The following is a 26,513-nucleotide window of genomic DNA, read 5'->3' as shown; positions in this document are numbered from 1 at the left end:
AACAATGGTGAAAACAGGCGCCCGGGAGACTTAGGCCGAATGACATCCGTGACCGAGGACCTGCGGTTGGCCGCCGAGTTCGCGCCGGCCAGTCGTGACGATTGGCGCAAGCTGGTCGATGGCGTACTGAAGGGAGCGCCATTCGAGAAGCTGGTCGGCAAGACCTATGACGGCCTCTCTATCCAGCCGATCTACACCCGTGCCAAGGGTGCATCCCCGGTTACCGGACGCGCCGCCGCCGCGCCCTGGTTCATCATGCAGCGGGTCGACCATCCCGATGTCGCCAAGGCCAATGCCCAGATCCTGACCGATCTCGAGAATGGCGCGACCGGGATCGAGCTCGACTTCCAGAACGGCCCCGGCGCGCGCGGCTTCGGCATTCCGGACGCCGAGCCGGCAACGCTGCAGCGGCTGTTCGCCGGTGTCATGTTTGATGCCGGGATCTCGATTGCGCTCAATCCGGTGCTCGGCCGCGGCAATGCGGGCGAAGCGGTCGCATCGTTGATCGAAGCCCAGCACGTCGATCCTGCCAAGGTCGATCTTCGCATCAACTATCAGGCCCTCTCCGCCCTGGCCGTCCGCGGGAGTGCCGCCGCCACCTGGTCCGAGATGGAGGACGGGTTCGCCAAGGTGGTGCGCGGCCTGAAGGACCGCGGCTTCAGTCGGCATCTGGTCCTGGCCGACGGCCGCCCGATTCATGACGCCGGCGGATCGGAAGCGCAGGAATTGGCGTTTGCGATCGCGTCTGGCCTCGCCTATCTGCGCACGCTCGAAGCCGGCGGCATCCCGCTCGACGAGGCGCGCGCGGCGCTCTCGTTCCGGCTCTGCGCCGACGCCGATCAGTTCCTGACATCGGCGAAATTCCGCGCATTACGCCTGCTATGGGCGCGGATCGAAGCGGCTTGCGGCCTTACGCCGAAGCCGATTTTCATCGCCGCGGAAACCGCTTGGCGGATGCTGACGCAGCGCGATCCCTATGTGAACATGCTGCGCGCCACGATCGCGACATTCGCGGTCGGAATTGGCGGGGCCAATGCGATCACCGTGCTGCCACACACGCTCGCCCTCGGCCTGCCGGATGCGTTCGCCCGGCGCGTGGCGCGCAACACACAACTGATCCTGCTGGAGGAAAGCAACCTCGCCAAGGTCGCCGATCCCGCGGCCGGTTCGGGCGGCATCGAGGCATTGACCCAAGAGCTTTGCGAAACGGCCTGGGTGCAGTTCCAGGAGATCGAGAAAGCCGGCGGTGTGTTCGCGGCGCTGCAGGCCGGGCTGATCCAGGGCAAGGTGGCGGCGACGCGACAGGCGCGCGCGGCCAATATTGCCAAACGGCGTGACGTGCTGACCGGTGCCAGCGAGTTTCCGAACCTCACTGAGGCCGATGTCGCGGTCGAGGCGGTGACGCCGATCGCGGCCGCGACAAACGATCAGGCGAAGGTCACGTTCGAGCCCCTCGCCCCGATCCGGCTGGCCGAGCCGTTCGAGCGCCTGCGCGATCGCTCCGACAGCCTGCTGAACAGCAAAGGCAAGCGTCCGTCCGTGTTTCTTGCCAATCTCGGCACGCCTGCCGATTTCACCGCACGCGCGACCTTCACCAAGAGCTTCTTCGAGGCGGGCGGCATCGCTGCGATCGGCGGCGAAGGAGCATCCGATCCGTCCGCGTTGGCGGCGGCCTGCGAGGCGTCCGGCGCGACGCTGGCCTGCCTCTGCTCCTCGGACAAGGTCTATGCGGAAATGGCAGTTCCGGCCACCAAGGCCCTGAAAGACGCCGGTGTCCGCCATATCTATCTGGCGGGGCGCGGCGGCGAACAAGAAGCGGCGCTCCGCGGGGCCGGTGTCGATGGGTTCATCTTTGCCGGCTGTGACGCGCCCAAGACGCTCGAGGACGCCTATACATTTCTGGAGTGAGCATGACCGACGACACCAAGCCTCTCCTGACCGGCGGCTGTCAATGCGGCGCGGTCCGCTTCGCGTTCAAGACCACGCCAGGCAAGGTCAGTATCTGCCATTGCCGGATGTGCCAGAAGGCCGCCGGCGCGCCGTTCGCCTCGTTTGCCGAGATCGACCGCGAGCACTTCGCCTGGACGCGCGGTCAGCCCGCCGCGTTCCGCTCGTCCACGATCGCCGAGCGATTCTTCTGCCCCGCCTGCGGCACGCCGCTCGGCTTCGGACGCATTGATGGGCCGCGGATCGAGATCATGACCGGCGCGTTCGACCGGCCGGATCGCGTAGTGCCGACACGACAATACGGCACGGAATCCCGGCTCGGCTGGGTCGTCGCCATTGCCAATCTGCCGAGCCAGACCACGCAGCAGAATTACGGACCGGAGAAGATGGCGACGATCGTCAGCCATCAGCATCCGGATCACGATTGACCGATGAGGACGCCAGGAATGACCCGCATTCCGAACTTCGCCGACATCGCCTTCGAGCCGACGGCCGTGCCCGCATCCGCAGGCTCCGCCGAGCCTTGGCTGACACCGGAAGGCATCCCGGTGAAGCCGGCCTATGGCGAGACGGATCTCACCGGCATCGATTTCCTGGAGACTTGGCCGGGCATCGCGCCCTACCTGCGCGGTCCCTACCCGACAATGTATGTCAACCAGCCCTGGACTGTCAGGCAATATGCCGGCTTCTCCACGGCCGAGGATTCCAACGCCTTCTACCGGCGTAATCTCGCCGCGGGGCAGAAAGGCCTTTCCGTCGCCTTCGATCTCGCCACCCATCGCGGCTATGATTCCGATCACCCGCGCGTCGCCGGCGATGTCGGCATGGCCGGCGTTGCGATCGACTCCATCTACGACATGCGGACGCTGTTCTCCGGCATCCCGCTCGACCAGATGAGCGTGTCAATGACCATGAACGGCGCGGTGCTGCCGATCCTGGCGCTCTACGTCGTTGCCGCCGAGGAACAGGGCGTGCCGCCGGAAAAACTCGCGGGCACCATTCAGAACGACATTCTGAAAGAGTTCATGGTGCGCAACACCTACATCTATCCGCCCTCGCCTTCGATGCGGATCATCTCCGACATCTTCGCCTTCACCTCGCAGCGGATGCCGAAGTTCAACTCCATCTCGATCTCCGGCTATCACATGCAGGAGGCCGGCGCGACGCAGGATCTCGAGCTCGCCTATACGCTGGCCGACGGCGTCGAATACTTGCGCGCCGGCATCGCCGCCGGCCTCGACGTCGACCGCTTCGCACCGCGGCTGTCGTTCTTCTGGGCTATCGGCATGAACTTCTTCATGGAGGTCGCCAAGCTCCGCGCCGCCCGCCTGTTGTGGGCGAAGCTCTTGAAGCCGTTCAACCCCAGGGACCCGCGCTCGCTGTCGCTGCGCACGCACAGCCAGACCTCGGGCTGGTCGCTGACTGCGCAGGACGTCTACAACAACGTCGCACGCACCGCGATCGAGGCGATGGCGGCGACGCAAGGCCACACCCAGTCGCTGCACACCAATGCGCTGGACGAGGCGTTGGCGCTGCCGACCGACTTCTCCGCCCGCATCGCCCGCAACACGCAGCTGTTCCTGCAGCAGGAGAGCGGGACCACGCGGATCATCGATCCCTGGGGCGGCTCGTTCTATGTCGAGCGGCTGACTCATGATCTCGCCGCCAAGGCCTGGAGCCACATCCAGGAGGTCGAGGAGCTCGGCGGCATGGCCAAGGCGATCGAAGCTGGCGTTCCCAAGCTGCGCATCGAGGAAGCTTCCGCCAAGACCCAGGCGCGCATCGACACCGGGCGCCAGTCGGTGATCGGCGTCAACAAGTACAAGCCGACCGACGAGCCGCCGCTCGATGTGCTCAAGGTCGACAATTCGACCGTGCGGCGGCTGCAGATCGACAAGCTCGCGCGGCTGCGATCCGAGCGCAAGCAGGCCGAGGTCGATGCCGCCTTGGCCGCGCTGACCCGCTCGGCCGGCGAAGGCAATGGCAACCTCCTGGCGCTCGCAATCGATGCCGCACGCGCCAAGGCGACCGTCGGCGAGATCTCCGGCGCGCTGGAAAAAGTGTTCGGCCGTCACCGTGCCGAGATCAAGTCCATCACCGGCGTCTACAAGCGGGAGACTGCAGGCATGTCGAAGCAGGTCGAGAAGCTGCAGGCGCTGATCGAGGCCTTCGAAGAGGCGGAGGGGCGCCGGCCGCGCATCCTGGTCGCCAAGATCGGTCAGGATGGCCACGACCGCGGCCAGAAGGTGATCGCCTCGGCGTTCGCCGATCTCGGCTTCGACGTCGATATCGGGCCCCTGTTCGCCACCGCCGACGAAGCGGCGCGCCAGGCGGTCGAGAACGACGTGCATATTCTCGGCGTCTCCTCGCTGGCCGCCGCCCATCTCACCGCCGTGCCCGAGTTGAAGGCCGCGTTGAAGAAACAGGGACGCGAGGACATCATGATCATCGTCGGCGGCGTGGTGCCGCCGCAGGATTACGATGCGCTCTACAAGGCTGGCGCCGAGGCGATCTTCCCGCCGGGCACGGTGATCGCCGAAGCCGCGGAAGAGCTGATCCACAAGCTCAACGCCCGCCTTGGGCACAGCGAGGCGGCGGAATAGCCGCTCGGCTCAACTGCATTCCTGCGGACAAATTCACGCGGCTCCCCCTGGCCGCGCGTTCGATCTGGGCAGGGTCTAACCTTTCAGGTAACTGGGCGCACATATGTCCAGGAAACCGGATCGTATTTCCATGCATTGTTCCAGATTCTCTTTCGCCCTCCTGCTTGGGCTGCTCGCGCTCGCGCCGGGCTTTGCCGCGGAGCCCAAGCCGGACGCGTCGATCAAGACCAAGGCCGTCGAGGCCACCGTCACGCTCGACGCACAGATCAAGGCCGATCCGGCGCTTGCCGCGAACTGCCTCGCCGAGGGGCGGAAGTGGATCGACAAACAGGCTGCGGATGCCGCCAAGGAGTTCAAAGAGGACAAGGAGCTGTTCCGCGACGGCCCCTACTCCTTTGGGCGCGATTATTCGGTGCGCTCGATCGTGGCCGATCGCTATGTCAGCGTGGTCCGAAACGACTATATGGACACCCACGGGGCGCACCCCAACAGGACGGTGGACACCATCCTATGGGACAGGGCGGAGAACAAGCGCATCTCGATCCGCCCCTTCTTCACGGAGACCGCCGATAACGGCCCGACCATGAAGGCGATGCTGAAAGCGATCATCGTCTCGTTGACGGCCGAGAAGAAGAAGCGCGATGCCGCCGAGACCGCGACCGACGAATGGTTCAAGGGGCTCGAACCGAAATTGCTCAAGATCGGCGCCGTGACGCTGGCGCCGTCGACCGAAGCGGGCAAGAGTTCAGGACTCACCTTCCACTATCCGCCTTACGCGGTCGGCCCCTATGCCGAGGGGGACTATGTCGCCTTCGTTCCGTGGGAGACGTTGAAGCCTTATCTCAGTGCGGAGGGCCAGGCGATCTTCGGCGGCAGCCGGCCGAAGGGGGATGCGGAAGAGAACTAGCGGGCGAGCCTCGATCGGCTATAACGAAGGCATGTCCCCACGTTCGACTGTCCAGCCTCCCGACATTGCTGGCCTCGCCCGCGACCTTCGCGCCGGCCATCGCGCCGCGCTCGCCCGCGCCATCACCCTGGTCGAGAGCCGCCGTGCCGACCACCAGGCCGCGGCGCGCGAGCTGGTCCAGGCGGTGCTGCCGCAGACGGGGCGCGCGATCCGGGTCGGCATCACCGGCTCGCCAGGGGTCGGCAAGTCCACCACCATCGACGCGCTCGGCATGTATCTGATCGAACAGGGCCACAAGGTTGCGGTGCTCGCGGTCGATCCGTCTTCAGCGCGCACCGGCGGCTCCATCCTCGGCGACAAGACGCGGATGGCACGGCTGTCGCACGCCGAGCACGCCTTCATCCGCCCTTCGCCCTCCTCCGGCACGCTCGGGGGCGTCGCCGCCAAAACGCGCGAGGCCATGCTGCTCTGCGAGGCCGCCGGTTTCGACGTGATCCTGGTCGAGACCGTCGGCATCGGGCAATCCGAAACCGCGGTCTGCGACATGACCGATTTTTTCCTGGCCCTGATGCTGCCGGGGGGCGGCGACGAACTGCAGGGCATCAAAAAGGGCCTGGTGGAACTCGCCGACATGATCGCGATCAACAAGGCCGACGGCGACAATCTCAAGCGCGCCAATATCACCGCAGCCGATTATCGCGGCGCGCTGCATCTGCTCAGTCCGCGCTCCGAACACTGGCACCCGCCGGTGACGACCTATTCGGCGCTGACCGGCGCTGGGATCGCCGAGCTCTGGCAAAAGGTCCTGGATCACCGCAAGGCGATGACCGCGTCAGGCGAATTCGCGCAACGCCGCCGCGAGCAGCAGGTGAAGTGGATGTGGTCGATGCTGGAAAGCCGCATCATGGCGCGGCTGCGCAGCGATGCCGCTGTTCGCGCCAAGGTGAGGAAGCTGGAGACCGAGGTGGCGGAAGGCCACATTGCACCCGCGGTCGCAGCCGAAAAGCTCGCGGAGATGCTCCAATGAGCAAGCCCCTTCGCATCCTCATCACCGGCTTCGGCCCGTTCCCGGGCGCGCCGTTTAATCCGACCATGCCGCTGGTCAAGCGGCTCGCGGCCCTGCGCCGCCCCGCGTTGGACGATGTCGAGCTGACCAGCCACATCTTCCATGTGACCTACCGCACCGTCGATCGCAAGCTGCCCGAGCTAATCGCGCAGCGGCGCCCCGACGCGATGCTGATGTTCGGGCTTGCCAGCCGCACGGCGCACGTCCGGATCGAGACCCGCGCCCGCAACGCAATCACGACGACCTTTCCCGACGCCGACCGCGACGTCGCGCGCCAAGGCTCGATCGTGCCTGGCGCAGCGCCCATGCTGTTCGGCCCGCATACGGCCAAACTGCTGCGCGCCGCGCGCATGGCCGGCATCGATGCAAGGCCATCGCGCGACGCCGGCAGCTATCTCTGCAACTACTTGAGCTGGCGGGCGATCGAGGCGACGAGGACCGCGGATGGGCCGGCGCTTGCCGCCTTCGTCCATATCCCGCTGCCACCCCGTGACGGCGCCATGCTGCGCAAAGGCTATCGCGCCATCAGCGTGGAACACCTGGTCGACGCCGGCGAAGCCATGCTGATGGAGCTGGTGAAGCTGACGAGGCAGGACGCCAGCACGCGCATTCGCGGGCTGGCTTCTTTTGCAATCGATGGCCGTGGTTCAAGCTGAGACGATGGCCGTAACCGGTTACCACGCGCCGCGGCGGCGATAACCAAATCCACCATTGATCAAACGGAGGATCAGCAGCAGCACCACCGCGCCGATGAAGGCGTTGAGGATCGCGGCGACAAGGCCGACACCGAGATGAATTCCGAGTTTCGGCAGCAGCCAGTCGCCGATGAATGCGCCGACGAGTCCAACGAGCAAGTCGCCGATCAGGCCGAAACCGCCGCCTTCCATGACACGCCCCGCGAGCCACCCCGCGATGATGCCGACAAAAAGAATAACCAGCAGACTTTGACTGGACAGATGCATAACCCTTCTCCTCGCCGAGCGATTCTTCTGGACCAAGTTCGGCGCCTGTTATTGGTTCCCGCACGATGGCGGCATATCGGCAAATTGTCGCCCGCCTGTTGCTTGTCGAGGTGACGGCCTTGCAGCTGTGGCCTCCAGTAAAGATTTAACCCTACGGGCAACAAACACCTCCACCTTCCTCAGCCATTACCGTCCAGGTTCAGCGTTTCGGCTTAAGTGGTGGCAGCACGCCACTTTCGCGCGAGATGCTGGTCATGGACGTCAATCGCCGTGCTATTCTGGGCGCCTCCGTTGCCGGTACCGCCGGTGCTCTAACCCTGCCGGCCGATTCCGCACGTTCCGCCCCGCTGACGTCGACGCTCGGCCGCGATGCCACGCAATTTGGCGTGCGGCCCAATAGTCCTGACGACCAGACCCGTGTGCTGCAGCGCGCGATCGACGAGGCTGCGCGTGCGCAAGTGCCGCTGGCGCTGCCGCCGGGCAACTACCGCACCTCCCTGTTGCACCTTCCGAGCGGCAGCCAGCTCATCGGCGTCAGGGGCGCGACGAAACTGCTCTTCGCCGGCGGCGGCCCCTCCCTGCTATCGGGCGAAGGCGCCGACGGCATCGGCCTGACCGGACTCACGCTCGATGGCGGCAACATCCCGCTCCCCGCGCGGCGCGGCCTGGTGCATGGCCTCGGTGGACGCGATGTCCGCATCATCGATTGCGAGATCACCAACGCAGGCGGCAGCGGCATCTGGTTCGAGCAGGTTTCCGGCGACGTCATCGGCAACATCATCACCCATATCGCGGCTACGGCGATCGTCTCCTTCGATGCGAAGGGACTGATCGTCTCGCGCAACACGATTACAGATACGAGCGACAACGGCATCGAAATCCTGCGGACCGCCATTGGCGACGACGGCTCGCTGGTGCTCGACAACCGCATCGAGAACATCAAGGCTGGCCCCGGCGGCTCCGGCCAATACGGCAATGCCATCAACGCGTTCCGCGCCGGCAATGTGATCGTGCGCGGCAACCGCATCAGGAACTGCGATTACTCCGCCGTGCGCGGCAATTCGGCGTCGAACATTCAGATCACAGGCAACAGTGTCTCCGACGTGCGCGAAGTCGCGCTCTATTCCGAATTCGCGTTCGAGGGCGCCGTCATCAGCGGCAATACGGTGGACGGCGCCGCGTTCGGCGTCTCCGTCTGCAATTTCAACGAAGGCGGCCGCCTCGCGGTGGTCCAGGGCAACATCATCCGCAACCTGCTTCCGAAGCGGCCGATCGGGACCGCCCCCGATGACGATGCGGGCATCGGCATCTATGTCGAGGCTGATACGTCCGTCACCGGCAATGTGATCGAGAACGCGCCGTCGTTCGGCATCGTCGCCGGCTGGGGCCAATATCTGCGCGACGTCGTGATCTCCGGCAACGTCATCCGCAATGCGCTGGCTGGCGTCGGTGTGTCGGTGGTTTCCGGCGCCGGCAGTGCTCTCATCAGCAACAACATGATCTCAGGTGCGCCGCGCGGCGCGGTGCTCGGGCTCGATCACCTCAAGCCGGTCACGGACGACCTCTGTCAGGATGGCACAAAGGCCCATGCACAGCTTGTCGTCACCGGCAACGCCGTCGTGCGATAGTCGTCTCAGAGCGCGTGGCGCAGCGCCGGATAGCGGCGCTCGATCTCGTCGAGATCGAGCAGCGGCGGCCCGACATCGGCCTTCATCCCAACGCTCAAAGCTTCCTCAAGCGCGGCCATATCGATCCGCGGCGTGCTCGGCACCGGCTCAGGCGCGACCATCTTCTCCGGGACCACGATATCGGATTCCGCCAAAACGGTCTCGATCGTCGGCGGGACTTCGATGGGCTGGAGAACCGGCTTGTGGCGATCGACAGGAGGCCGAAAGCGCGGCCGTGGCGCCGGTACGGCCTCGACATCCATTTGGGCAGAGCCGGTCTCCCGGCCGACGCTCTCGCCCAGCGCCAGCGCCCGCCACGTCTTCACCGCCGCTTTCGCTTCCCGGATGTTTTCGAGAAGGGATCGCTCGGTGTGATAGCGGCGCCAGCGGCCGCTCTCGAATAGCTCGGTGAGATGATCCAGACGCCGCTGGGCGAGCGCACACCAGCGCTCAGACAGCTCGCGGCTGCACGCCACGTTCAGTCGATGTGTCATAAGGAGCCCGCAAGGAGAGAGGACGGACGCAACTTACTCGGCACGAATCAACACGACGTGACGGCAATATTTTGTGGAGAAGGTTAATAAAGTCTAGCTAACGCCCAAATTTATGTCGGCCGGACCGTAGCTGCGCCGGCTCCCTGGCCGATGCGACGGCGAGAATGCCGTCAGAACTACAATCTTTGCGCACGTTCACGCGCAGCAAACCAACTATAAATTGCATATTACTGACTGACCGGCTTTCTGAAGCCGATACGAAAGACCCGTCCGGGGGGACAACCGGACGGGTCTAGCTATATGGGCGCTTGGGGTGGATGGGCGCTCGCGCCCAGATACAGCTATGGGGAGGGTTAACCGCTCCCACATTCTTTTGTCGCGACCGGTCCGGCCCACGTTCAAGCGACCCGGCGAATTATTCGAGCATTCGCGAAAAATCTGGCTGCTGCGCCAAAAGCATGATCCGAAGAGTGCGAAGCGGCTTTCCCCGCCGCGCGGTCGGTTCGGCACCGACCACGGGCGCTCGAACCTCGCCTTATTCCAGACGGTTACGGCACGGCCGTCGCGAGGCCGACGATCTTCTCTCGCCGCAGGCGACCGATCAGATTGTCAGCGTCGGCCTTCGACATCGGGCCATCACCGAATTGCAGCTGGAACATGCCACCCTTGGCGCCACCGATGATCGATGCCTGGTAGCGGTCGAGCAACGCCGTGATGTCGGAGATGCGCGCATCCGGCGCAAAGCGCACCAATACATGCACGGGAGCCGCCGGCTGCGTCCCAAGGGAACGCGTCAAGGGCTGGCTCGCGCTGGGCGCTACGGCGCGGTTGTCCGCCGCCCTCTCGTTCGTGCTCAGAGAGGCCGTCTGGTAGGTCGCGGTCTGACCACTCACCAGAAGCGCGCCGATCAGGCCGGCCTGCAACAGCACAAGCAACGCGCCGAGACTCGCCGACCAGGCCAGCGTCCGCGACGACAGGCCGTCGAAAAAGCCAAGCACGCGCGCGAACATGCCGCGCGATACCACGGCACTTTGCGTGGGGTCGGCATCGATCGCAGCGAACAATTTCTGCATGGCCCGCACCGAAGGCGCGCCGAGGCTTTCGTTGAGGCCGATGGTCTCGGCATATTCCTGCTGGATGACGGCATATTGCCCGGCGAGTTCGGGATCGCGGGCCAGCGCCTCCTCCACCCGCTGCTTGTCGCGCAGATTCAGGGTGCCTGCTGCATACCAGGGCAACAGGAGTTCGATCTCACTGGGCTCATGGTCCAGCATCTTCTTGCTCAAAGCGATCATGGCCAGCCTCGCTCAACGCCGGCCGCCTTCAAGAGTTCGGCCAATTTCTTGCGCGCATAGAACAGGCGCGTCTTGACGGTGTTTTCCGGGATTCCGACGATCTCAGCCACCTCTTCCACGGATTTCTCGTGGTAGTAGACGAGATCGATGATGTCCCGGTGGTCGGGCGAAAGTGCCGTCAGGCACTTCCGCAAGGCTTCCCCGGTATTCTTCTTCTGCGCCGCCACTTCCGGATCATCGGAGGTATCCTCGATCGCATTGGCAGCCTCGTCTTCCAATTCGACGTCCTTGCGGCGCCGCAGTGCCGAGAGGGCCTTGAATCTCGTAATCGCCAGGAGCCAAGTCGAGACGGCGGATCGGCCTTCGAACTTGCCAGCCTGACGCCACACGTCGAGGAACACCTCGCTGATCAGGTCCTCAGCGATCTGTTCGTGCCGCACGAGTCGCAACCCGAAACGGTACACCCTGACGTGGTGCCGCCCATACAGCACCTGCATGGCGAGCCGGTCGCCTCGAGCGATCCGGGCGATCAGGGTTTCGTCCGATTCCGCCTGGGTCACGCTCAATGGCCGTCTCGCATGTTTGGTCGGGGGTAAGCCGTACGCGGTTCGATGGGCCGTGCAAAAATCTTCAAGGTATTGGAAAGCGCCGATCCGCTCTGTGAATTAGCGCACATTACAGCATTTTCCGCAGCCCTCGTCCGCAGGATGGCATCGGGCCGCTGGCCATACCGCACTCGGGTGAAATCTCCCCAAAACTCAGCCCAAACGACGGCGCCTGACGGCGCATCCTATCGGTGGGCGCCTTGCGGTATCGGGTATGGACCCATGTCGGGCACGAATACCCGGCGGTTTCCTTGGATACTAAAACGAAAGGCTTACGACCTAGCTTTTCGGCCCGAGTTCCACGATTGACAAGAACATGGGCTCGCCAGCGCAAGGGCACTCGCTCCCGGAGGCGGCATGGCGCCGCCGGCCGCTGAAAGGCGACTTTGTATTTCGATTTCAGTTCGAGCCTCTGAGGCTCGTAGAATGCGTCAGGTCTCTTAGTAATGAATTTGAAGCCCGTCCACCGCACCCGGAGCCTGCTCGACGAACTCGAGAGCACGCTCACCCATGGGACGGTCGCACGGCGGGTCGAAACGTTGCAGCGCGTGACGGACCTCTTCGTCCGCAATGCGCTGGATTTCTCCGCCGAACAGATCGTGCTGTTCGACGACGTCTTCCAATGCCTGATCGAACATATCGAGGTCTCGGCCAAGGCTCTCCTCGCGCGACGTCTGGCGGCGGTCGACACCGCCCCATTCCAGACCATGCACAGGCTGGCGAAAGACGACGCCATTGAAGTCGCAGGACCCGTGCTGTCCAAATCCGAACGGCTCGACGACGACGTGCTGATCGAGACCGCCCGAACCAAGAGCCAAGCGCATCTGTTGGCGATCTCGATCCGCCGCGTATTGAGCCGGGCCGTGACCGACGTGCTGCTCCTGCGCGGCAATGATGAGGTCGTCCGAAGCACCGCAGCCAATCCAGGCGCAGAGTTCTCCGAGGGTGGCTTCGAACAACTTGTCGACCGGGCCGAGCAGGACGAGGAGCTTGCGGACTGCCTTGCGCTCCGGCCGAACCTGCCGCGGCACGTCTATCTCAAGCTGGTGACCAAGGCCTCCGAGACGGTACGACAGCGGCTCGAGGCGGCGCAGCCCGATCAGGTCAGCCAGATTTGCGTTGCGGTGCGCGCGGGCGCAAGGCGGGCCCGCTCAGCATCCGTCGCCCAGACGAAACAGACCGAAATCGCCCATGCCCTGGTCCGTTCGCTCCATGCGGACGGCCGGCTGGATGGTCCGCTCATCGAGCAGTTTGCCGAGGAGAAGAAATTCGACGAGGCCAATGCAGCGATTGCGGCGCTGGCCCATGTGTCGGTGGATGTGGCCGAAACGATTATGGTCGAGGGTCGTGCCGAAGGGGTGATGATCCTGGGCAAGGTCGCGGGACTGCCATGGTCAACGGTCGCGCTGCTCATCGACATGCGCGACGCGCTGAACGGCAGCAACCCCGTCGATCTGTCGGTCTCCAAGGCCGCCTATGAGAGGCTGCGCCCCTCGACCGCGCAGCAGGTGCTGCGCTTTCATCGCATGCAGGAGTTCTCCGCCTCGGCCCCGACGGCCTGAGGCTCTCCTCAATAGCGCAAGACTTTCCTGCCGATCAGCGCCCCGAGGCCGGCCACGAAGGCGACCGCGATCGTATACCAGGTGGCCACGAACAGCGGGGAATCGTCGGTGCAGTGAGCGGCGTAGAGCGTGGCCGCGAATCCCGACGACAAAAGGCCAGCAATTGCCCCTGCCACTGCGGGGCGGCGGGGGGCACCGTGACGCAAACCGAACATGGCGGCGGCCAACAGCGGCAGCGACAACACGGGGACCGCGCTCATGCAGAGCAGCCAGTTATGCCCGACGAGACGCGTCAGCATCGGCAGCCGCTGCGGCAGCATCATCTCGCTCACGATGGCGCCGGCAAGCACGAGAACCGGCGCCAGCAACAGCCAGCCCCAGCCGTGCAGCGAGGCCTCTGGTCGGGACAGATGCAGGCTGATGATCGTTGCGGGAATCGCAAGCGCCAAGGTCACGGCGAATTTCAGGTCGAAAAACGGGTTGCGCACCGCAACCATGATGTCGGGCCGGATTCCGAGCCCAAGCAGGAACATCGCGGTGGAGAGCGGCGTCGCGGCAAGCAAGGCCAGCGCAAGCACGATGCCGACCGGCAGCGCGCGTTGCGCATTGTCGGCGGCCAAGGTCCGGATCAGTTGATCGGTCTCCATGGTCACTGTTCCCGTAGCTTGGCACTGAGGCCCGTCAGGGCGCGATGCAGCGCCACCCGGACGGCGCCCTCGCTCATCGAAAACTTCGCAGCTGTCTGCCTGATCGAGCTGGCCTCGACCGCGATCGACTGCAGCACCTCGCGCTGACGCTGCGGCAGGGTCTTCAGCTGCGCCTCGAGCTCGGCGGCCGAAACGGTGGGCGCCGGCGGCTCCTCCGCCAGGATCTCGGCGAAATCATCGACATTGACGAAGATGCGCCGCCCGCGACGACGCAGCGTGTCGATCAGCTTGTTGCGGGCGATGGCAAACAGCCAAGGCCCGAACGGGGCGCTGGCGTCCCAGGTATGTCGCTTCAAATGCACTGCCAGCAAAATCTCTTGCACGATGTCCTCGGACTGGTCGGCCGGCTGGCCGGCACGCGCCAAGCCACGGCGCGCCGCGGCCCGCAACACCGGTGTGACCGCTTTCAGCAGACGATGGTAGGCCTCGTCGTTGCCGGCGATCGCCTGCCGCATCAAGCCGGTCCATTCGTCGTCACGTTCGCGCACACGCGCACCTACAAGAGCTATTCGCCCCAAGTTTCAGGTTGTTACGCCGGTTGCCGGAAAAATCACGAAGCCGTGACGGCAATATCTTCATGGCAAATCCCGGCAAGAGTCCTGTCAGCATGGCCCTGTCGGGTCTTAGCATCGAATTGGCGCGCGGGCAGCCTCGGCGTGCGGTGCCCCGTTTTGGCCTTCGCGGACGGAAAAATTCCCTTTTTCCGCCCCGTTCCCGACACGCGTCGGGGTCTCACTTGCGGCGGGACTGGCGGGATGGGGAGATGACCAAATGACAATCCAAGCCAGTAGTGCACGTTCGGCATTGATTCTTACAGCCGCGCTCGTCCTGGGCGTCATCGGCTCTGCCCCTGCATTTGCCACCGACTGGGGCACAATTCCCGCCCCGGCCATGACATCGGACAACGCTGCGGCAAGCTCCGACGGCAGCGCGCCTGCCACCCCCGCGACCGAGATGCAGGCCGCTCCCATGGCTCAGCCCGCCGACGCCAGCGGAGCGACTGACAACGCCGCCGTGGCAGCGTCCACCCCGGCCGAGGATGCACCGGCCAGCGTTGCGACGGTCAGTAGCGACGACAGCTCCGGCTGGGACAAGGCGTCCATTGTCGGCAAGATCTTCATCGCCTGCGGCACCCTGCTCACCTTGGGCTCCGCCGCTCGCATGTTCATGCTCTGAGACCCTGCGCCCGCCTGTCTGGCGGACGCGCAGCTCTTTCAGCGACCTTCCACTTGATGCGCATGCCGGCAGCGGGCAAATTGTCCGCTGAACGATTTGCGGGGTGGGAGCATGAGCGTGTTCGAGCACATCATCGTCGAGAGCAAGGGTGCGGTCGGGATCATCACCCTCAACCGTCCGAAAATGCTCAATGCGCTGTCGTTCGGCGTGTTTCGGGAAATTGCCGCGGCCGTCGACGACCTCGAGGCCGACGACGCGATCGGATGCATCGTCATCACCGGCAGCGACAAGGCGTTCGCGGCCGGCGCCGACATCAAGGAGATGCAGCCGAAAAGCTTCATTGACATGTTCTCCAGCGACTTCACCGCGATCGGCGGCGATCGGGTCGCGAAGTGCCGCAAGCCGACGATCGCGGCCGTGGCGGGCTACGCGCTGGGCGGCGGCTGCGAACTCGCGATGATGTGCGACATCATCATCGCCGCCGACACGGCCAAGTTCGGCCAGCCGGAAATCACCTTGGGCACGATCCCGGGCATTGGCGGCACCCAGCGCCTGACCCGCGCGATCGGCAAAGCCAAGGCCATGGATCTGTGCCTGACCGGGCGCATGATGGATGCCCAGGAGGCGGAACGGAGCGGCCTGGTGAGTCGCGTGGTCCCGGCCGACAAGCTCATGGATGAGGTCATGGCGGCAGCGGAAAAGGTCGCATCGATGTCCCGCCCGACCGCCGCAATGGCCAAGGAAGCCGTCAACCGCGCGCTCGAGACCACGCTGGCGGAAGGATTGAGCGTGGAGCGCAACCTCTTCCACGCGACCTTTGCCCTGGAAGACCGCGCCGAGGGCATGGCCGCCTTCATCGAGAAGCGCAAGCCGGTGAACAAGAACAAATAGCCCTGCCCGCCGCGAATCCGCGATCTGTGTCGCAATCGGTTTTCTTGGCGAGCTTCTTTGCGAGCTTGCTGGCGAGGCTGTCGCCCCCAGGTTGATCGCACCCTACTCGCACACCTCGTAAATCGCGCCGCTATGCCGCAGCGCTGCGACAATGAGTCTGTGGCGTCGCAGCAACAACAAATCCCGGAAATATCTGGGGTTTTTCACAGCGACGCTTTGCCTGTGGCGATGCTGCGGCATAAACATGTAAACAGGCGTTGGAACAATAAACGGGATGCGGCGGAGTCGGGATGGTGAGGCGAGCCAAAGAACTTGGCGGCGGCCGGAGACATGTACCTTGCACAGGCTTGTCTCTCGCGCTGATCGTGTGCCTTGCCGGTCTGACCGTGCCGGCGCGCGCGGAAGATCTCGCCGCGGCGCTGACCAAGGCCTATCAGACCAGTCCGCAGCTCAATGCTGAGCGGGCGCGTCAGCGCGCCACCGACGAGAATGTACCGCAAGCGCTGTCCGGCTATCGACCCCAGATCGTCGGGACGCTGAGCGCCGGCCTTCAGGCCGTGCGCGACCTTCTGCCGACCAACACGATCCAATCCGAGAACTTGAAGCCGTGGGTGATCGGCGTCACCGTGACGCAGACACTCTTCAACGGCTTCAAGACGGCCAACAGCGTCCGTGTCGCAGAGCTGCAGGTGCAATCCGGGCGGGAGTCGCTGCGCAATGCCGGCCAGGGCGTGCTGCTCGATGCCGTGACCGCCTACACCAACGTGCTCGCGAATCAGTCGCTGGTCGAAGCGCAGCGCTCCAACGTCGCCTTCCTGCGCGAGACGCTGGCGGTCACGCAGCGGCGACTCAATGCCGGCGATGTCACGCCGACCGACGCCTCGCAGGCTGAAGCGCGGCTGCAGCGTGGGCTGGCCGATCTCAACAGCGCCGAGGTCAATCTTGCGGTCAGCCAAGCCACCTATGCGCAGGTGATCGGCATGCCGCCCGGGGCATTGAAGACCGCCGATCCGATCGACCGCTTGCTGCCGCGCAGCCGCGAAGATTCGATCGCACTCGCGATCAAGGAAAACCCGGCCGTCACCGCGGCGGGATTCGATGTCGATGTGGCCTCCACCTCGATCCGGGTCGCCGAGAGCAGCCTGCTGCCGACCGTCACCTTGCAGGGCAGCGCGAGCAAGAGCCGCGATAACGATCCGACGCTCGGCACCCGCGGCACCGACCAGGCCTCGATCGTCGCCAACATCAACGCGCCGATCTATGACGGCGGCATGGCCGCATCGCAGACCCGGCAGGCCAAGGAGGTCGCGGCGCAAAGCCGGCTCGTGCTGGATCAGGTCCGCAACCAGGCGCGCACCGCCGCGGTCAGCGCCTGGGTTGCCAATGAGGGCGCCAAGATCGCGGTCAGTGCCTCGGAAGCCGAAGTGCGTGCCGCCACTGTAGCGCTGCAAGGCGTCTCCCGCGAGGCACAAGGCGGGCAACGCACCACGGTCGATGTCCTGAACTCGCAGGCCGACCTGATCCAGGCCAAGGCGCGGCTGATCGGCGCCCAGCGCGATCGCGTGATCGCCTCCTACACGCTGCTCAGCGCGGTCGGCCGGCTCGACGTCAAGAACCTCAACCTCAATACGCCGGACTATCTGCCCGAGGTGCACTACCACCAGGTGCGCGACGCCTGGCACGGCTTGCGCACGCCGTCGGGGCAGTGACGAGGGCGCGTCGAGCGCCGTCCCGTCATTGGCGCTTCACTTGATTGGCGCTTCACTTGCCCTCGCGCTCGACCTTGCTGCGCTCGCGCTCGTTCATCTCCTTGACCGTCTGATCCTGACCGGACTGCCCGGTGGTCTGGGTGCGCGAGGCCGGCGGCGCCGCGTTCGGCACGGAGCTTTGATCCGGGCCGCTGGCCGAAGGCCGGCTGGCCGTCGCGGGCGGCGTCTTGTCCTCTGCCGCGGCCGGCTGCGTGACGAAACAAACGGCGCCCGCGAGGATGAATATCGCCGCGAGCGCCTTGAAGGCGCTGCTCATCGTCTGTCCCTCCAAGTGCACTGAGTGCAGTGGTCAGATCAATGAACAGGGATTGCGAAGGTCCGTTCCCTCTTACGCCTCCAGCTGCTTGCCGATCGGCAGCGCGCGAATGCGCTTGCCGGTCGCGGCGAAGATGGCATTGACGAGCGCCGGCGCGAACGGCGGCACGCCGGGTTCGCCGACTCCGCTTGGCGGTGTGTCCGCCGCCGGCGGCACGATGTACACGTTCGTGACCAGCGGCGCCTCGTCGATGCGGAGCACCGGGAAGTCGTCGAAGTTCTTCTGCTGCACACGGCCGTTCTTGAAGGTGATCTCGCCGTACTTGGCGAGGCTGAGACCCATGATCGCGGCGCCCTCGATCTGCGAACGGATGCGCTCGGGATTGACGTAGGTGCCGCAATCGATCGCCGTATCGACCCGCGGCACGGTCAGCTTGCCCTTGTCGTCGATGGCGACCTCGACGACGGTCGCGATGTAGCTGACGAAGCTGCGATGCACGGCAATGCCGAGCCCGTGTCCTTTCGGCAGCGAGCGGCCCCACTCGCCCTTCTCCGCGACCAGCTCGACCACCTTGCGCAGCCGCGCGGTGTCGATCGGATAGCTGGAGTAAGGCTCGCCGTAATTCCAGGGATCCTTGACCGAGGAGAGATCGACGTGCCGCGGCGAGCCGATCATCTCCAACAGCATGTCTTTCTGGTCGCGGCCCGCCGCCTGCGCGATCTCGCCGACCATCGACTGCACGGCAAAGGCGTGCGGGATGTTCGAGACCGAGCGGAACCAGCCGATCCGCGTGTGCGCGGCGGCTTCCGGATTCTCGCATTGGATGTTGGCGATCTCGAACGGCACGTCGATCAGCCCCATGCCGAGCTCGAACGGCGCCTGGTGCACCGCGCCGGCGGCGAAGGTCGAGGCGATGCTGGGCGCGACGCTGCGGTGGCGCCAGGCGATCACCTTGCCGTTCTTGTCGAGGCCTGCCTCGATGCGCTCCACCGAGACGGTGTGCAGGAAGTCATGCTGGACGTCGTCCTCGCGCGTCCACTGCACCTTCACCGGCGTGCCCAGCTCCTTCGACAGCAGGGCCGCTTCGAGCGCGAAGTCGCACTTGGACTTGCGGCCGAAGCCGCCGCCGAGCAGCGTCACGTTGATGGTAACGTTCTCCAGCGGGATGCCGAGCGTCTTCGCGACGTCTTCGCGCGTGCCGCCGGGACTTTGCACCGGTGCCCAGATCTCGGCCTTGTTGCCCGTCACGTTCGCCACCGCAACCGGAGGCTCCATGCTGACATGCGCGAGATGCGGAATGTAATACTCGCCGACGACCACCTTGTCGGCCGTCTTCAGCGCGCCGTCCACATCGCCCTCCTTGCGGACGATAAGGCCCGGCTTGCGTGCCGCCTGCTCGAGCTCGGCGCGATAGGCGACGGAGTCGTATTTCGCATTGGGGCCATCGTCCCAGACGATCTTGAGCGCATCGCGTCCCTTGATCGCCGCGCCGGTGTTGCGTGCGATCACTGCCACGCCGCCGAGCGGCTGGAATTTGGAGGGCCAGGGCCAGCCCTTGACCTCCATCACCTTTTCCACCCCGGAGATCTTCTGCGCCGCCGCAGCATCGAACGAGACGAGCTTGCCCCCGGTCACCGGCGGCCGCGCGATGACAGCGTATTTCATGCCCGGCAGGCGGATGTCGCCACCATAATGCGCCGCGCCCGTGGTGATGTCGTGCAGGTCGACGATGCTGATCTCGCCCTTGCCCAGATAGCGGAAGTCCTTCGGGTCTTTCAGCTTCAGCCCTTCGATGCCGGGCACGGACTCCTTGGCTGCGTCGGCGGCGAGATCGCCGAAGCCGAGGCGCCGACCGGTCGCGTCGTGGACGACCTCGTGCTTGACCGCCTTCACCTCAGTCGCCGGGACGCCCCAGCGCTTGGCCGCGGCCTGCTCCAGCATGGTGCGGGCCGCTGCGCCGATCTGCCGCATCGGCAGCAGATAGTGCCGGGTGCTGCGCGAGCCGTCGGTATCCTGGTTGCCGAACTTGGTTTCGTCACCATGGGCCTGCTGAACATGGACGCGGGTCCACTCCGCCTCCATTTCCTCGGCGACGATCAGCGGCAGGCTGGTGCGAACGCCTGTGCCCATCTCCGCCCGGTGCGCAAGGATGGTGACAGCGCCGTCAGGCGCGATGGCGACGAACACTTTCGGATCGACCACCACGCCGTGCGGCATCTTCGCGGCGCCGGTCTCATAGGCAAAGGCGGGACGCGACAGGATCGGAGCGGCGAGCACGAAGCTGCCGGCCAAGCCGAGGCCCTTCAGAATGTTGCGGCGCGATACGTTCTCGACCCTGATCGCTTTTTCAAAGCCGCGAGGCTTGTTCGAACTGGCGATGAAATTCATGTCACACTCCCGTAGATGCGAGATGGACGGCGTTCTCGATGCGCTGATAGCAACCGCAGCGACAGATGTTGCCCGACATCGCCTCGCGGATCTGGTCGTGCGATGGCTTGGGATTACTGGCGAGCAGCGCGGCGGCCTGCATGATCTGGCCAGCCTGGCAAAATCCGCATTGCGGAACGTTGACCTGACGCCAGGCCTTCTGCACCGGATGGTCCCCGGTCGGGTGCAAGCCTTCGATCGTCGTGACCTGGCGATCGGCCACGTCGGACACGGAGGTGATGCAGGCGCGCACTGCGTTGTTATCGACCATCACGGTGCAGGCCCCGCACAGCGCCTGGCCACAACCGAATTTGGTGCCGGTCAGGCCGACCTCGTCGCGAAGGAACCAAAGCAGCGGAAGATCGGGGTCGCCATCCCAGCTCTGTTCCTGACCGTTGATTTTCAGCTTGATCATGATCGTTCCTCGCTCTTCTTAAGCATCTCGGAAAAAGGATCCAAAGTCCCCTCCCGCCCGCGCTCCTGTAAGGCACACCTGCCCGACAGCAGACGGTCGGTCGTGTCGAAAATTGCTGCTCGACGTCTCTGCACCTGCTGAGGCTATCAGAGACATGGACGTTGCATAGACCTCACGACAATGTTCACGTGATGGTCATCATCCATACCGCATATGCTTGCATCCCGTGACCTGATGGAACTTCGCGCCGACCTGATTGCAATCCTGATCGTCTTCTTTGTCCCTTGTTTCCTGTCGTGGAAGCGGTCACGCTTATCCGCAGAATGACGCATCATCCGCAACAACGAATGCGCCGCATCCTGCGGGGAGGACCTGATCGTGCTGAATCGACGCACCCTATTGCTCGCAAGCATCGCGGCCGGAATGACCATGCCTCAACAACGCGCGCAGGCGAAGGCGGCGCAGCCGTCGACGCCGGTCGACTTCGACGTGCCGGCGCATGCCTGCGATTGCCACACCCATATTCATGGCGATCCCGCGAAATTTCCGTTCTTCGCGGGGCGCGTCTATACGCCCGAACAGGCCTCGCCCGAGGAAATGGCTGCGCTGCACAAGGCGTTGCATATCGAGCGCGTGGTGATCGTGACACCGAGCGTCTACGGCACCGACAATTCAGCGACGCTGTTCGGCATGAAGGCACGGGGGGCGAATGCGCGCGGCGTCGCTGTGATCGATGACAAGACGCCAGAAGCCGATCTCGACCGGATGCAACAAGAAGGCTTCCGCGGCATCCGCATCAATCTCGCGACCGGCGGCATCAACGATCCCTCGGTCGGACGCGCGCGGTTCTCCGCCGCGGTCGAACGCATGAAGGCACGGGGCTGGCACATCCAGCTCTACACCAACACGCCGATGATCGCGGCGATCAAGGATCTGGTGACGGCCTCGCCGGTGCCGGCCGTGTTCGATCATTTCGGCGGCGCACAGGCCGAGCTCGGACTGGAGCAGCCCGGCTTTCCGGACCTCATCGAACTCGTGAAGAGCGGCAAGGCCTATGTGAAGATCTCCGGCGCCTATCGCGCCTCCAAGCTCGTCCCCGATTATCGGGATGTCATTCCCTTCGCCAAGGCACTGATCGAAGCCAATCCGGATCGCATCGTCTGGGGCACCGACTGGCCGCATCCGGACTCCACCATTCGTCCCGACCGCAAGCCGACCGACATCGCCCCGCTCTATCAGATCGACGGCGGCCGGCTGATGAACCAGCTGCCGGTGTGGGCGCCGGATGCTACGATCCGCAAGAAGATCCTGGTCGACAATCCGGCCCGGCTCTATGGGTTTTGAGATTTGATGCAGCCAGCAAGATTTGCTTTGTCGTTGCTTCGTTGCTGCGCTCCTCGCAATGACGGCCATCGGCGCTGAAGCGCTCATTTCATGAACGACTTCAATGACAAGACCTGCTTCAAGAGGCCGCAGGAAAAATAAATCGCTTCTGAAAATCAGCAAATCAGTCGTATGCTACGCACCGTTCCGGTCCGGATGAGGGACGTACGCGTCGTCACGATACGTTGGACCGGCAATGCGGTGGACGTGAGAGCATCGCGCGCATCTTGCGCGGACGAGCAATGCTTTCATGGACGGCGAAATCGCGTGGTCCTGGCGCCCCGGTGCTGGCGCCCAGCGCGACGCGCATAGCGCGTCGTCGCGACACGGGGGCAATCAAGCCGGTCCCCGAGGAGAGCGCGTATAAGCCGTAAGCCATCGCGCAGGGAATGCCGGATGTCCCGGCTGAACCTGTGGTGACTGCCGCCTGCTTTTTCTTCTGCAGGCGGGCCATGGGTGAGGCCAACACCCGGCATTCCCCATAGGCGTTAAGTTTATGCTTGAGTGTTGGAATCCGCCGTGATTCGAACAGGGGATGGCAGACGAATCGCTCCTGAACGAGGACTGGACGAGAGTGGTTGCGCAGCTGGGCGGGGCTGCGCAGCTCGAGAAAACTGCGCGCCAGACGAAGGCCTTCGCGCGTCGGCGGCAGATTCCAGATGCGGTGACGTTACTTCGGCTGATGCTGGCCTATTGTTTGGGTGAAAGAGGGCTGAGATCGACAGCCGCATGGGCGGCTTCTGTTGGCCTTGCCGACCTCACCAGCGTGGCGTTGTTCTATCGGCTGCGTCAATGTGGTGATTGGTTTGCGGTGCTGGTGGAGGGCTTGCTCGCTGCGGCAGCTCCGAAGGCGAGCCAAGGCCGCCTGATCCGCATCATCGATGCGACGACAGTGCCTCAGGCGGGACCGGCTGCGCGCAAGAACAGTGAGCTTTGGCGCGTTCATAGCGCATTTGATCTGCCCTATGAGCGCTTTGGTCACTTCGAGCTGACAGATCAGCAAGAGGGCGAAACGTTTGACCGGATACCAGTGGTCAAGAACGAGATCCGCATTGCTGACCGCGCTTATCTGCAACCTGACCGCATTGCGGCCGTCCGCGAAGCCGGGGCCGACGTTTTGATCCGAGCGGGCTGGAAGAACGCACGTTGGCTTGACGCCAAAGGCCTTCCGTTCGATCTGATGGCCCAATTGCGTGCCGCGAAGGCGCGCGGACTGGTCGATCGGGAGATTTGGATCAAGCGCAAGGGCGGCGCGCCTCTGGCTATGCGTCTGGTCGCAATCAAGAAGCCCACCGGTGCGGCTGCTGCTTCTCGGCGTAAAGCCCGGCAAGACGCAAAAGATGAAAACCGCATCATCTCCAAAGAAACTTTGGAGGCTGCGGATTGGGTCATTCTGATCACGTCGCTCGCGCGGGACGAGTTCTCCACCAAAGATGTGCTTGCGCTCTATCGATTGCGATGGCGGATCGAGCTTGGGTTCAAGCGACTGAAGAGTCTGATTGGCCTCAAGACGCCGCCAGGAACCGATCCGCGCTCTGCCAAGCCCTACCTGCTGGCCCACCTCCTGATCATCCTGTTGCTCGAGCCGCTTGCCAGCGACTTCGAGGACTCTCCCCACTGGACGCAGGCCGCTTAACGACGCCTGGCGCTTGGCGGGTCCTGCAGCAGCTCGTTGCATCCTTGCTGCAAGCAATCATTCCACAACCAACCATCCGTTGCTTGCGCCGCAGAAAACGCGCGTTGGGGCGCCACCTTCGCGAGCCTCCTCGAAAACGCAAGTATCAATCGATGCTCGCGCTACCTTAACGCCTATGCGGCATTCCCTGCGCCCTCATCACTTTCGAAGAGGGCATGAACTTCACGGATCACCCGGACGCAACCAGCGCCGCGGGATTGCCGATACGCGTCCGCAGTCGTCGGAGACAACGACCATGCTGATGAATCCCAATCGCATGCCTGCGGCCATCGCGCTACGAAACCGGTGCCCTGCTCGCTGTCGTCTCCTTTCTCTTTTCGAGCTACGACTTTCCAGCCCCTGGCCCGGCAGGAGGTGCCCTCGTCCCATCGGCCTTGTCGTCGCGCAGCCAGCGGGCCGCCTTGCGGAGACCGCCGAAGGGAAACAGGTGGAAGCCTGTGATGGCTTGCGTATCCGCAGGCGGCGCGTCGGCAAGCCCGCACGCCACCTCGTCTGGTCCCGTTTCGGTCATCAGTCGGCCGTAGCGTCCAATCCGGTTGCGCGCCGCGCGCAAGGAATTGCCGACGCCGCAACGCAAGGCGAACTTCACCAACGTCGCAGGGGTGGCAGGACCGGCCAGCCCGATCGTGACCGGCAGCAGCACGCCGTGGGCGCGGAGCTGCCACAACCAGTCCAGGATCGGCGCGCTCTCGAAGCAGAACTGGGTGATGATGTTGATGGGAACGCCGCGCCGGTCGCTCCAGTCCTGCCAATCCAAAAGCAGCTTCAAGACGCCGGTTGGATCGAGGTAAGGATGGCCTTCCGGGTGGCCGGCCACGCTGACGCGCGCAAAACCGTGCTGTTCGATCAGGCCGGACTCGGCGATGTCGCGGCTCGCCTTGAACGGGCCCTTTGCAGCCAGCACGTCGCCCGCAATCAGCAGCAGCGATGTCACGTCGGCTTCGCCGCGCAAGCGGGCGAGAAAGTCCGCGAGCGCATCTTTGGAACTGATCTCGCGCGCAGCAAGGTGCGGGATCGGATTGAAGCCGGCGCGGCGCAAGGCGGCGGCCGTCTCGACATTATGATGATAGTCGTCGCCGGGCAGAAACGTGATCGAGACGCTGGTGCCCGGCGCAAAATTGTCTCGCAGCTCTGCAAGCTGGTGACCGCGCGAGGAGATCTCGACGGACGCCGCAGCGAGCAATCGCATCAGGCGCTGGGATGAGAGCTGGTCCTGCGCAAGCATCGGAGGCTCCCTCAGGCTGGCGCGCGGCGGCGCGAGATCACATAGGTCTCGTCATTGAACCAGAGGCCGCCATGCTTCTTGAGCACGCGGTCGGTGGCTTCGAGATAGCGGCCGTCGCGAACCACCTCGGACAGCCTGTTGTCCTCGATCTGGGCGACATAGATCGCCGCGTTCCAGGCTGCAAACAGCGTGGAGGTGCCGATCGGCCCCGACACCTCGTCGGGCAGCGTGTGCATGCGGTAGCGGAAGATCGACCGCGCGTCCGAGGATGCGTTGAAATTGTAATGGCGCGCGGCAGCGCCGAGCTCGTGCTTGACCTGCCGCAGGATGGCGTAACGGTCGGTGGTGAAGGGATTGTCGCCCGGCCAGACCTGATCGATGATCTCCATGCCGGGATCGTGGCCGTGGGAATGGATGCCGATCAGCCGCCCGCCCGGACGCAGCGCGCGCACCAGCGGCGTCACGACCTTCGAGGCCTTGAACGCGACGCTGGCGCGGGCGCGATAGGGCTGCGATGCAATGACGAGATCATAGTCGGCCCTCACCCGCCCCGGCCGCGGCATGATCGGATCGAGCAGGAACGAGTGATCCTCGCGCGACAGCGTCAGGATCACCGGCCGCTTGTAGACGGGATTGCCGGTGGTCGGGCTGATGCCGGCCCGCCAGTTCTCGGCCAGGAACGGCTCCAGCGCGCCGATCTGCTCGGCAAAGCCGTGGGCGGTGTTGCCGGCGAGCGCGACGTCCTTCCACAACAGGCTTTGGGCTGCGGTGGCCGAACGCGGCGTCAGCCACGGCGCTTCGCCATAATAGAGGTTGGTCACGACGACGACGGTCGCCGGATGTTCGAACAGCCGATCGGCCATCTTCTCCAGCATCATCCGCACGTCTTCGTAGGAGATCTCCTTGGCGACGACATAGAGCGGCATGGTGGGCAGGCGCGCATGCAGCGCCCGCATCACCCGAGACAGAACGGTGCCATCGCCGACGCCGGCATCGAACAGCCGCAGCGCCGGCGGCGCCGGCTGCAGATTGGAAAGCTCGAGCGAAATCCGGTTGGCGACCTCGGTCTTCTCGCTGCAGGTGGAGACGAACAGCAGATATTTCTGCCGGTTGTCGAAGAAGCGGAAGCCGGACGGCGCTGCGCCGGTATCCGCAGAAACCTCGCTGCGCGGCGCGATCGGAACGAGGGCCTGATCGGCCGGGCTGTCATGACCATTCCGTCCATGCGTCGCGAGATAGCCGCGCACCTTGTCCAGGGTGCCGGTGGTGATCCGGGCCCCATCGCGCAGCCGCGACACCAGCTTGCCGTCATTCACCGCCAGCCGGCCGAAGGTGGATTCCGAGGTCTTGGTGGCGCGGCAGAATTCCCTGATCTCGGCAAGCACCTGCTCCGAGGTGCCGATCTCGAGCCGTGCATGATCGGCGCTGGGACCCGGCTTGTGGCCCGACATGTGATCCGC

At 64.6% G+C, this 26,513-nt stretch carries 24 protein-coding genes; 13 read left to right on the top strand and 11 right to left on the bottom strand.

Going from position 1 to position 26,513, the window contains the following annotated elements; genetic code table 11:
• Positions 1-39 precede the first annotated feature (39 nt).
• From QX034_RS24115 to QX034_RS24090, 6 genes are all read left to right on the top strand, one after another.
• Positions 40-1,908 carry a methylmalonyl-CoA mutase subunit beta gene (locus QX034_RS24115; protein ID WP_316195877.1) on the top strand — a complete coding sequence of 623 codons (1,869 nt, stop codon included), beginning with the start codon at positions 40-42 and terminating at the stop codon, positions 1,906-1,908.
• A 2-nt stretch (positions 1,909-1,910) separates the two neighbouring features.
• Complete coding sequence (locus QX034_RS24110) at positions 1,911-2,375, top strand: GFA family protein (RefSeq protein ID WP_315706143.1); 465 nt, start codon at positions 1,911-1,913, stop codon at positions 2,373-2,375.
• 18 nt (positions 2,376-2,393) lie between these two features.
• Complete coding sequence (gene scpA / locus QX034_RS24105; RefSeq protein WP_315706144.1) at positions 2,394-4,550, top strand: methylmalonyl-CoA mutase; 2,157 nt, start codon at positions 2,394-2,396, stop codon at positions 4,548-4,550.
• Between the two features lie 130 nt (positions 4,551-4,680).
• Positions 4,681-5,457, top strand: a complete 777-nt coding sequence (locus QX034_RS24100) for a DUF3298 and DUF4163 domain-containing protein (protein WP_315706145.1) — start codon at positions 4,681-4,683, stop codon at positions 5,455-5,457.
• Positions 5,458-5,488: 31 nt separating this feature from the next.
• Positions 5,489-6,484 (top strand): methylmalonyl Co-A mutase-associated GTPase MeaB, encoded by a 996-nt coding sequence (gene meaB / locus QX034_RS24095; protein WP_315706146.1) that lies wholly within the window; start codon positions 5,489-5,491, stop codon positions 6,482-6,484.
• Entirely contained in the window at positions 6,481-7,179 is a 699-nt protein-coding gene (locus tag QX034_RS24090) for a pyroglutamyl-peptidase I (protein ID WP_315706147.1), read from the top strand. The genes meaB and QX034_RS24090 overlap by 4 nt, the downstream gene beginning before the upstream one ends.
• Positions 7,180-7,197: 18 nt before the next feature.
• Here QX034_RS24090 and QX034_RS24085 read toward each other — a convergent pair whose 3' ends face one another.
• Positions 7,198-7,485, bottom strand: coding sequence for a GlsB/YeaQ/YmgE family stress response membrane protein (locus tag QX034_RS24085; RefSeq protein WP_315706348.1), 288 nt, complete (start codon positions 7,483-7,485; stop codon positions 7,198-7,200).
• A gap of 254 nt (positions 7,486-7,739) precedes the next feature.
• Here QX034_RS24085 and QX034_RS24080 point away from each other — a divergent pair, with 254 nt between their 5' ends.
• On the top strand, positions 7,740-9,113 hold the full coding sequence (locus QX034_RS24080) for a TIGR03808 family TAT-translocated repetitive protein (protein WP_315706148.1): 1,374 nt from the start codon (positions 7,740-7,742) through the stop codon (positions 9,111-9,113).
• A 5-nt stretch (positions 9,114-9,118) separates the two neighbouring features.
• Here QX034_RS24080 and QX034_RS24075 read toward each other — a convergent pair whose 3' ends face one another.
• The 3 genes from QX034_RS24075 to QX034_RS24065 all read right to left on the bottom strand — a co-directional run bounded on the left by QX034_RS24075 (position 9,119) and on the right by QX034_RS24065 (position 11,507).
• The gene (locus QX034_RS24075; RefSeq protein WP_315706149.1) at positions 9,119-9,646 is read right to left on the bottom strand and encodes a TIGR03809 family protein; all 528 of its coding nucleotides are present in this window, start codon (positions 9,644-9,646) and stop codon (positions 9,119-9,121) included.
• 548 nt (positions 9,647-10,194) lie between these two features.
• Complete coding sequence (locus tag QX034_RS24070) at positions 10,195-10,941, bottom strand: hypothetical protein (protein ID WP_315706150.1); 747 nt, start codon at positions 10,939-10,941, stop codon at positions 10,195-10,197.
• Entirely contained in the window at positions 10,938-11,507 is a 570-nt protein-coding gene (locus QX034_RS24065; protein WP_315706151.1) for a sigma-70 family RNA polymerase sigma factor, read from the bottom strand. The genes QX034_RS24070 and QX034_RS24065 overlap by 4 nt, the downstream gene beginning before the upstream one ends.
• A 485-nt stretch (positions 11,508-11,992) precedes the next feature.
• Between QX034_RS24065 and QX034_RS24060 the strand changes: the two genes are divergently transcribed.
• Positions 11,993-13,108, top strand: a complete 1,116-nt coding sequence (locus QX034_RS24060; RefSeq protein WP_315706152.1) for a DUF2336 domain-containing protein — start codon at positions 11,993-11,995, stop codon at positions 13,106-13,108.
• Positions 13,109-13,116: 8 nt separating this feature from the next.
• On the opposite strand, the gene QX034_RS24055 is transcribed toward QX034_RS24060, so the two are convergent.
• Together QX034_RS24055 and QX034_RS24050 are read right to left on the bottom strand one after the other, a co-directional pair.
• Entirely contained in the window at positions 13,117-13,755 is a 639-nt protein-coding gene (locus tag QX034_RS24055; RefSeq protein WP_315706153.1) for a DUF1109 domain-containing protein, read from the bottom strand.
• Positions 13,756-13,757: 2 nt separating this feature from the next.
• Positions 13,758-14,303 carry a sigma-70 family RNA polymerase sigma factor gene (locus QX034_RS24050; RefSeq protein WP_316168143.1) on the bottom strand — a complete coding sequence of 182 codons (546 nt, stop codon included), beginning with the start codon at positions 14,301-14,303 and terminating at the stop codon, positions 13,758-13,760.
• A gap of 283 nt (positions 14,304-14,586) precedes the next feature.
• Between QX034_RS24050 and QX034_RS24045 the strand changes: the two genes are divergently transcribed.
• The 3 genes from QX034_RS24045 (at position 14,587) to QX034_RS24035 (ending at position 17,591) form a co-directional block, all read left to right on the top strand.
• On the top strand, positions 14,587-14,991 hold the full coding sequence (locus QX034_RS24045) for a hypothetical protein (RefSeq protein WP_315706155.1): 405 nt from the start codon (positions 14,587-14,589) through the stop codon (positions 14,989-14,991).
• A 111-nt stretch (positions 14,992-15,102) separates the two neighbouring features.
• Positions 15,103-15,882, top strand: coding sequence for an enoyl-CoA hydratase (locus tag QX034_RS24040; RefSeq protein WP_315741479.1), 780 nt, complete (start codon positions 15,103-15,105; stop codon positions 15,880-15,882).
• A 290-nt stretch (positions 15,883-16,172) separates the two neighbouring features.
• Positions 16,173-17,591 carry a TolC family outer membrane protein gene (locus tag QX034_RS24035; RefSeq protein WP_316195875.1) on the top strand — a complete coding sequence of 473 codons (1,419 nt, stop codon included), beginning with the start codon at positions 16,173-16,175 and terminating at the stop codon, positions 17,589-17,591.
• A 52-nt stretch (positions 17,592-17,643) separates the two neighbouring features.
• Here the strand turns inward: QX034_RS24035 and QX034_RS24030 are convergent, their stop codons facing one another.
• From QX034_RS24030 to QX034_RS24020, 3 genes are all read right to left on the bottom strand, one after another.
• The gene (locus QX034_RS24030; protein ID WP_315706158.1) at positions 17,644-17,907 is read right to left on the bottom strand and encodes a hypothetical protein; all 264 of its coding nucleotides are present in this window, start codon (positions 17,905-17,907) and stop codon (positions 17,644-17,646) included.
• 72 nt (positions 17,908-17,979) lie between these two features.
• Complete coding sequence (locus QX034_RS24025) at positions 17,980-20,295, bottom strand: xanthine dehydrogenase family protein molybdopterin-binding subunit (protein WP_315706159.1); 2,316 nt, start codon at positions 20,293-20,295, stop codon at positions 17,980-17,982.
• A gap of 1 nt (position 20,296) precedes the next feature.
• The gene (locus QX034_RS24020) at positions 20,297-20,749 is read right to left on the bottom strand and encodes a (2Fe-2S)-binding protein (protein ID WP_315706160.1); all 453 of its coding nucleotides are present in this window, start codon (positions 20,747-20,749) and stop codon (positions 20,297-20,299) included.
• Positions 20,750-21,127: 378 nt separating this feature from the next.
• Here QX034_RS24020 and QX034_RS24015 point away from each other — a divergent pair, with 378 nt between their 5' ends.
• Both QX034_RS24015 and QX034_RS24010 read left to right on the top strand, forming a co-directional pair.
• Positions 21,128-22,093 (top strand): amidohydrolase family protein, encoded by a 966-nt coding sequence (locus QX034_RS24015; RefSeq protein WP_316195873.1) that lies wholly within the window; start codon positions 21,128-21,130, stop codon positions 22,091-22,093.
• A gap of 574 nt (positions 22,094-22,667) precedes the next feature.
• Positions 22,668-23,768: an IS4 family transposase gene (locus QX034_RS24010; RefSeq protein ID WP_315701243.1), complete on the top strand. Its 1,101-nt coding sequence runs from the start codon at positions 22,668-22,670 to the stop codon at positions 23,766-23,768.
• 382 nt (positions 23,769-24,150) lie between these two features.
• Here QX034_RS24010 and QX034_RS24005 read toward each other — a convergent pair whose 3' ends face one another.
• Both QX034_RS24005 and QX034_RS24000 read right to left on the bottom strand, forming a co-directional pair.
• Positions 24,151-25,053: a hypothetical protein gene (locus QX034_RS24005; RefSeq protein ID WP_315706162.1), complete on the bottom strand. Its 903-nt coding sequence runs from the start codon at positions 25,051-25,053 to the stop codon at positions 24,151-24,153.
• Positions 25,054-25,064: 11 nt separating this feature from the next.
• Positions 25,065-26,504, bottom strand: coding sequence for a hypothetical protein (locus QX034_RS24000; RefSeq protein WP_315706349.1), 1,440 nt, complete (start codon positions 26,502-26,504; stop codon positions 25,065-25,067).
• Positions 26,505-26,513 lie beyond the last annotated feature (9 nt).

It is taken from the genome of Bradyrhizobium sp. SZCCHNR3119, assembly GCF_032487775.1.
Classification (GTDB): Bacteria; Pseudomonadota; Alphaproteobacteria; order Rhizobiales; family Xanthobacteraceae; genus Bradyrhizobium.
This window is presented reverse-complemented; position numbering and strand designations above follow the sequence as displayed.

What these genes read in the sequence shown, in the direction of transcription:
- QX034_RS24115 (WP_316195877.1), top strand. Translation starts at nt 40, where the DNA reads ATGACATCCGTGACCGAGGACCTGCGGTTGGCCGCCGAGTTCGCGCCG.
- QX034_RS24110 (WP_315706143.1), top strand. Translation starts at nt 1,911, where the DNA reads ATGACCGACGACACCAAGCCTCTCCTGACCGGCGGCTGTCAATGCGGC.
- scpA (WP_315706144.1), top strand. Translation starts at nt 2,394, where the DNA reads ATGACCCGCATTCCGAACTTCGCCGACATCGCCTTCGAGCCGACGGCC.
- QX034_RS24100 (WP_315706145.1), top strand. Translation starts at nt 4,681, where the DNA reads ATGCATTGTTCCAGATTCTCTTTCGCCCTCCTGCTTGGGCTGCTCGCG.
- meaB (WP_315706146.1), top strand. Translation starts at nt 5,489, where the DNA reads ATGTCCCCACGTTCGACTGTCCAGCCTCCCGACATTGCTGGCCTCGCC.
- QX034_RS24090 (WP_315706147.1), top strand. Translation starts at nt 6,481, where the DNA reads ATGAGCAAGCCCCTTCGCATCCTCATCACCGGCTTCGGCCCGTTCCCG.
- QX034_RS24085 (WP_315706348.1), bottom strand. Translation starts at nt 7,485, where the DNA reads ATGCATCTGTCCAGTCAAAGTCTGCTGGTTATTCTTTTTGTCGGCATC.
- QX034_RS24080 (WP_315706148.1), top strand. Translation starts at nt 7,740, where the DNA reads ATGGACGTCAATCGCCGTGCTATTCTGGGCGCCTCCGTTGCCGGTACC.
- QX034_RS24075 (WP_315706149.1), bottom strand. Translation starts at nt 9,646, where the DNA reads ATGACACATCGACTGAACGTGGCGTGCAGCCGCGAGCTGTCTGAGCGC.
- QX034_RS24070 (WP_315706150.1), bottom strand. Translation starts at nt 10,941, where the DNA reads ATGATCGCTTTGAGCAAGAAGATGCTGGACCATGAGCCCAGTGAGATC.
- QX034_RS24060 (WP_315706152.1), top strand. Translation starts at nt 11,993, where the DNA reads ATGAATTTGAAGCCCGTCCACCGCACCCGGAGCCTGCTCGACGAACTC.
- QX034_RS24055 (WP_315706153.1), bottom strand. Translation starts at nt 13,755, where the DNA reads ATGGAGACCGATCAACTGATCCGGACCTTGGCCGCCGACAATGCGCAA.
- QX034_RS24045 (WP_315706155.1), top strand. Translation starts at nt 14,587, where the DNA reads ATGACAATCCAAGCCAGTAGTGCACGTTCGGCATTGATTCTTACAGCC.
- QX034_RS24040 (WP_315741479.1), top strand. Translation starts at nt 15,103, where the DNA reads ATGAGCGTGTTCGAGCACATCATCGTCGAGAGCAAGGGTGCGGTCGGG.
- QX034_RS24035 (WP_316195875.1), top strand. Translation starts at nt 16,173, where the DNA reads ATGGTGAGGCGAGCCAAAGAACTTGGCGGCGGCCGGAGACATGTACCT.
- QX034_RS24030 (WP_315706158.1), bottom strand. Translation starts at nt 17,907, where the DNA reads ATGAGCAGCGCCTTCAAGGCGCTCGCGGCGATATTCATCCTCGCGGGC.
- QX034_RS24025 (WP_315706159.1), bottom strand. Translation starts at nt 20,295, where the DNA reads ATGAATTTCATCGCCAGTTCGAACAAGCCTCGCGGCTTTGAAAAAGCG.
- QX034_RS24020 (WP_315706160.1), bottom strand. Translation starts at nt 20,749, where the DNA reads ATGATCAAGCTGAAAATCAACGGTCAGGAACAGAGCTGGGATGGCGAC.
- QX034_RS24010 (WP_315701243.1), top strand. Translation starts at nt 22,668, where the DNA reads ATGGCAGACGAATCGCTCCTGAACGAGGACTGGACGAGAGTGGTTGCG.
- QX034_RS24005 (WP_315706162.1), bottom strand. Translation starts at nt 25,053, where the DNA reads ATGCTTGCGCAGGACCAGCTCTCATCCCAGCGCCTGATGCGATTGCTC.
- QX034_RS24000 (WP_315706349.1), bottom strand. Translation starts at nt 26,504, where the DNA reads ATGTCGGGCCACAAGCCGGGTCCCAGCGCCGATCATGCACGGCTCGAG.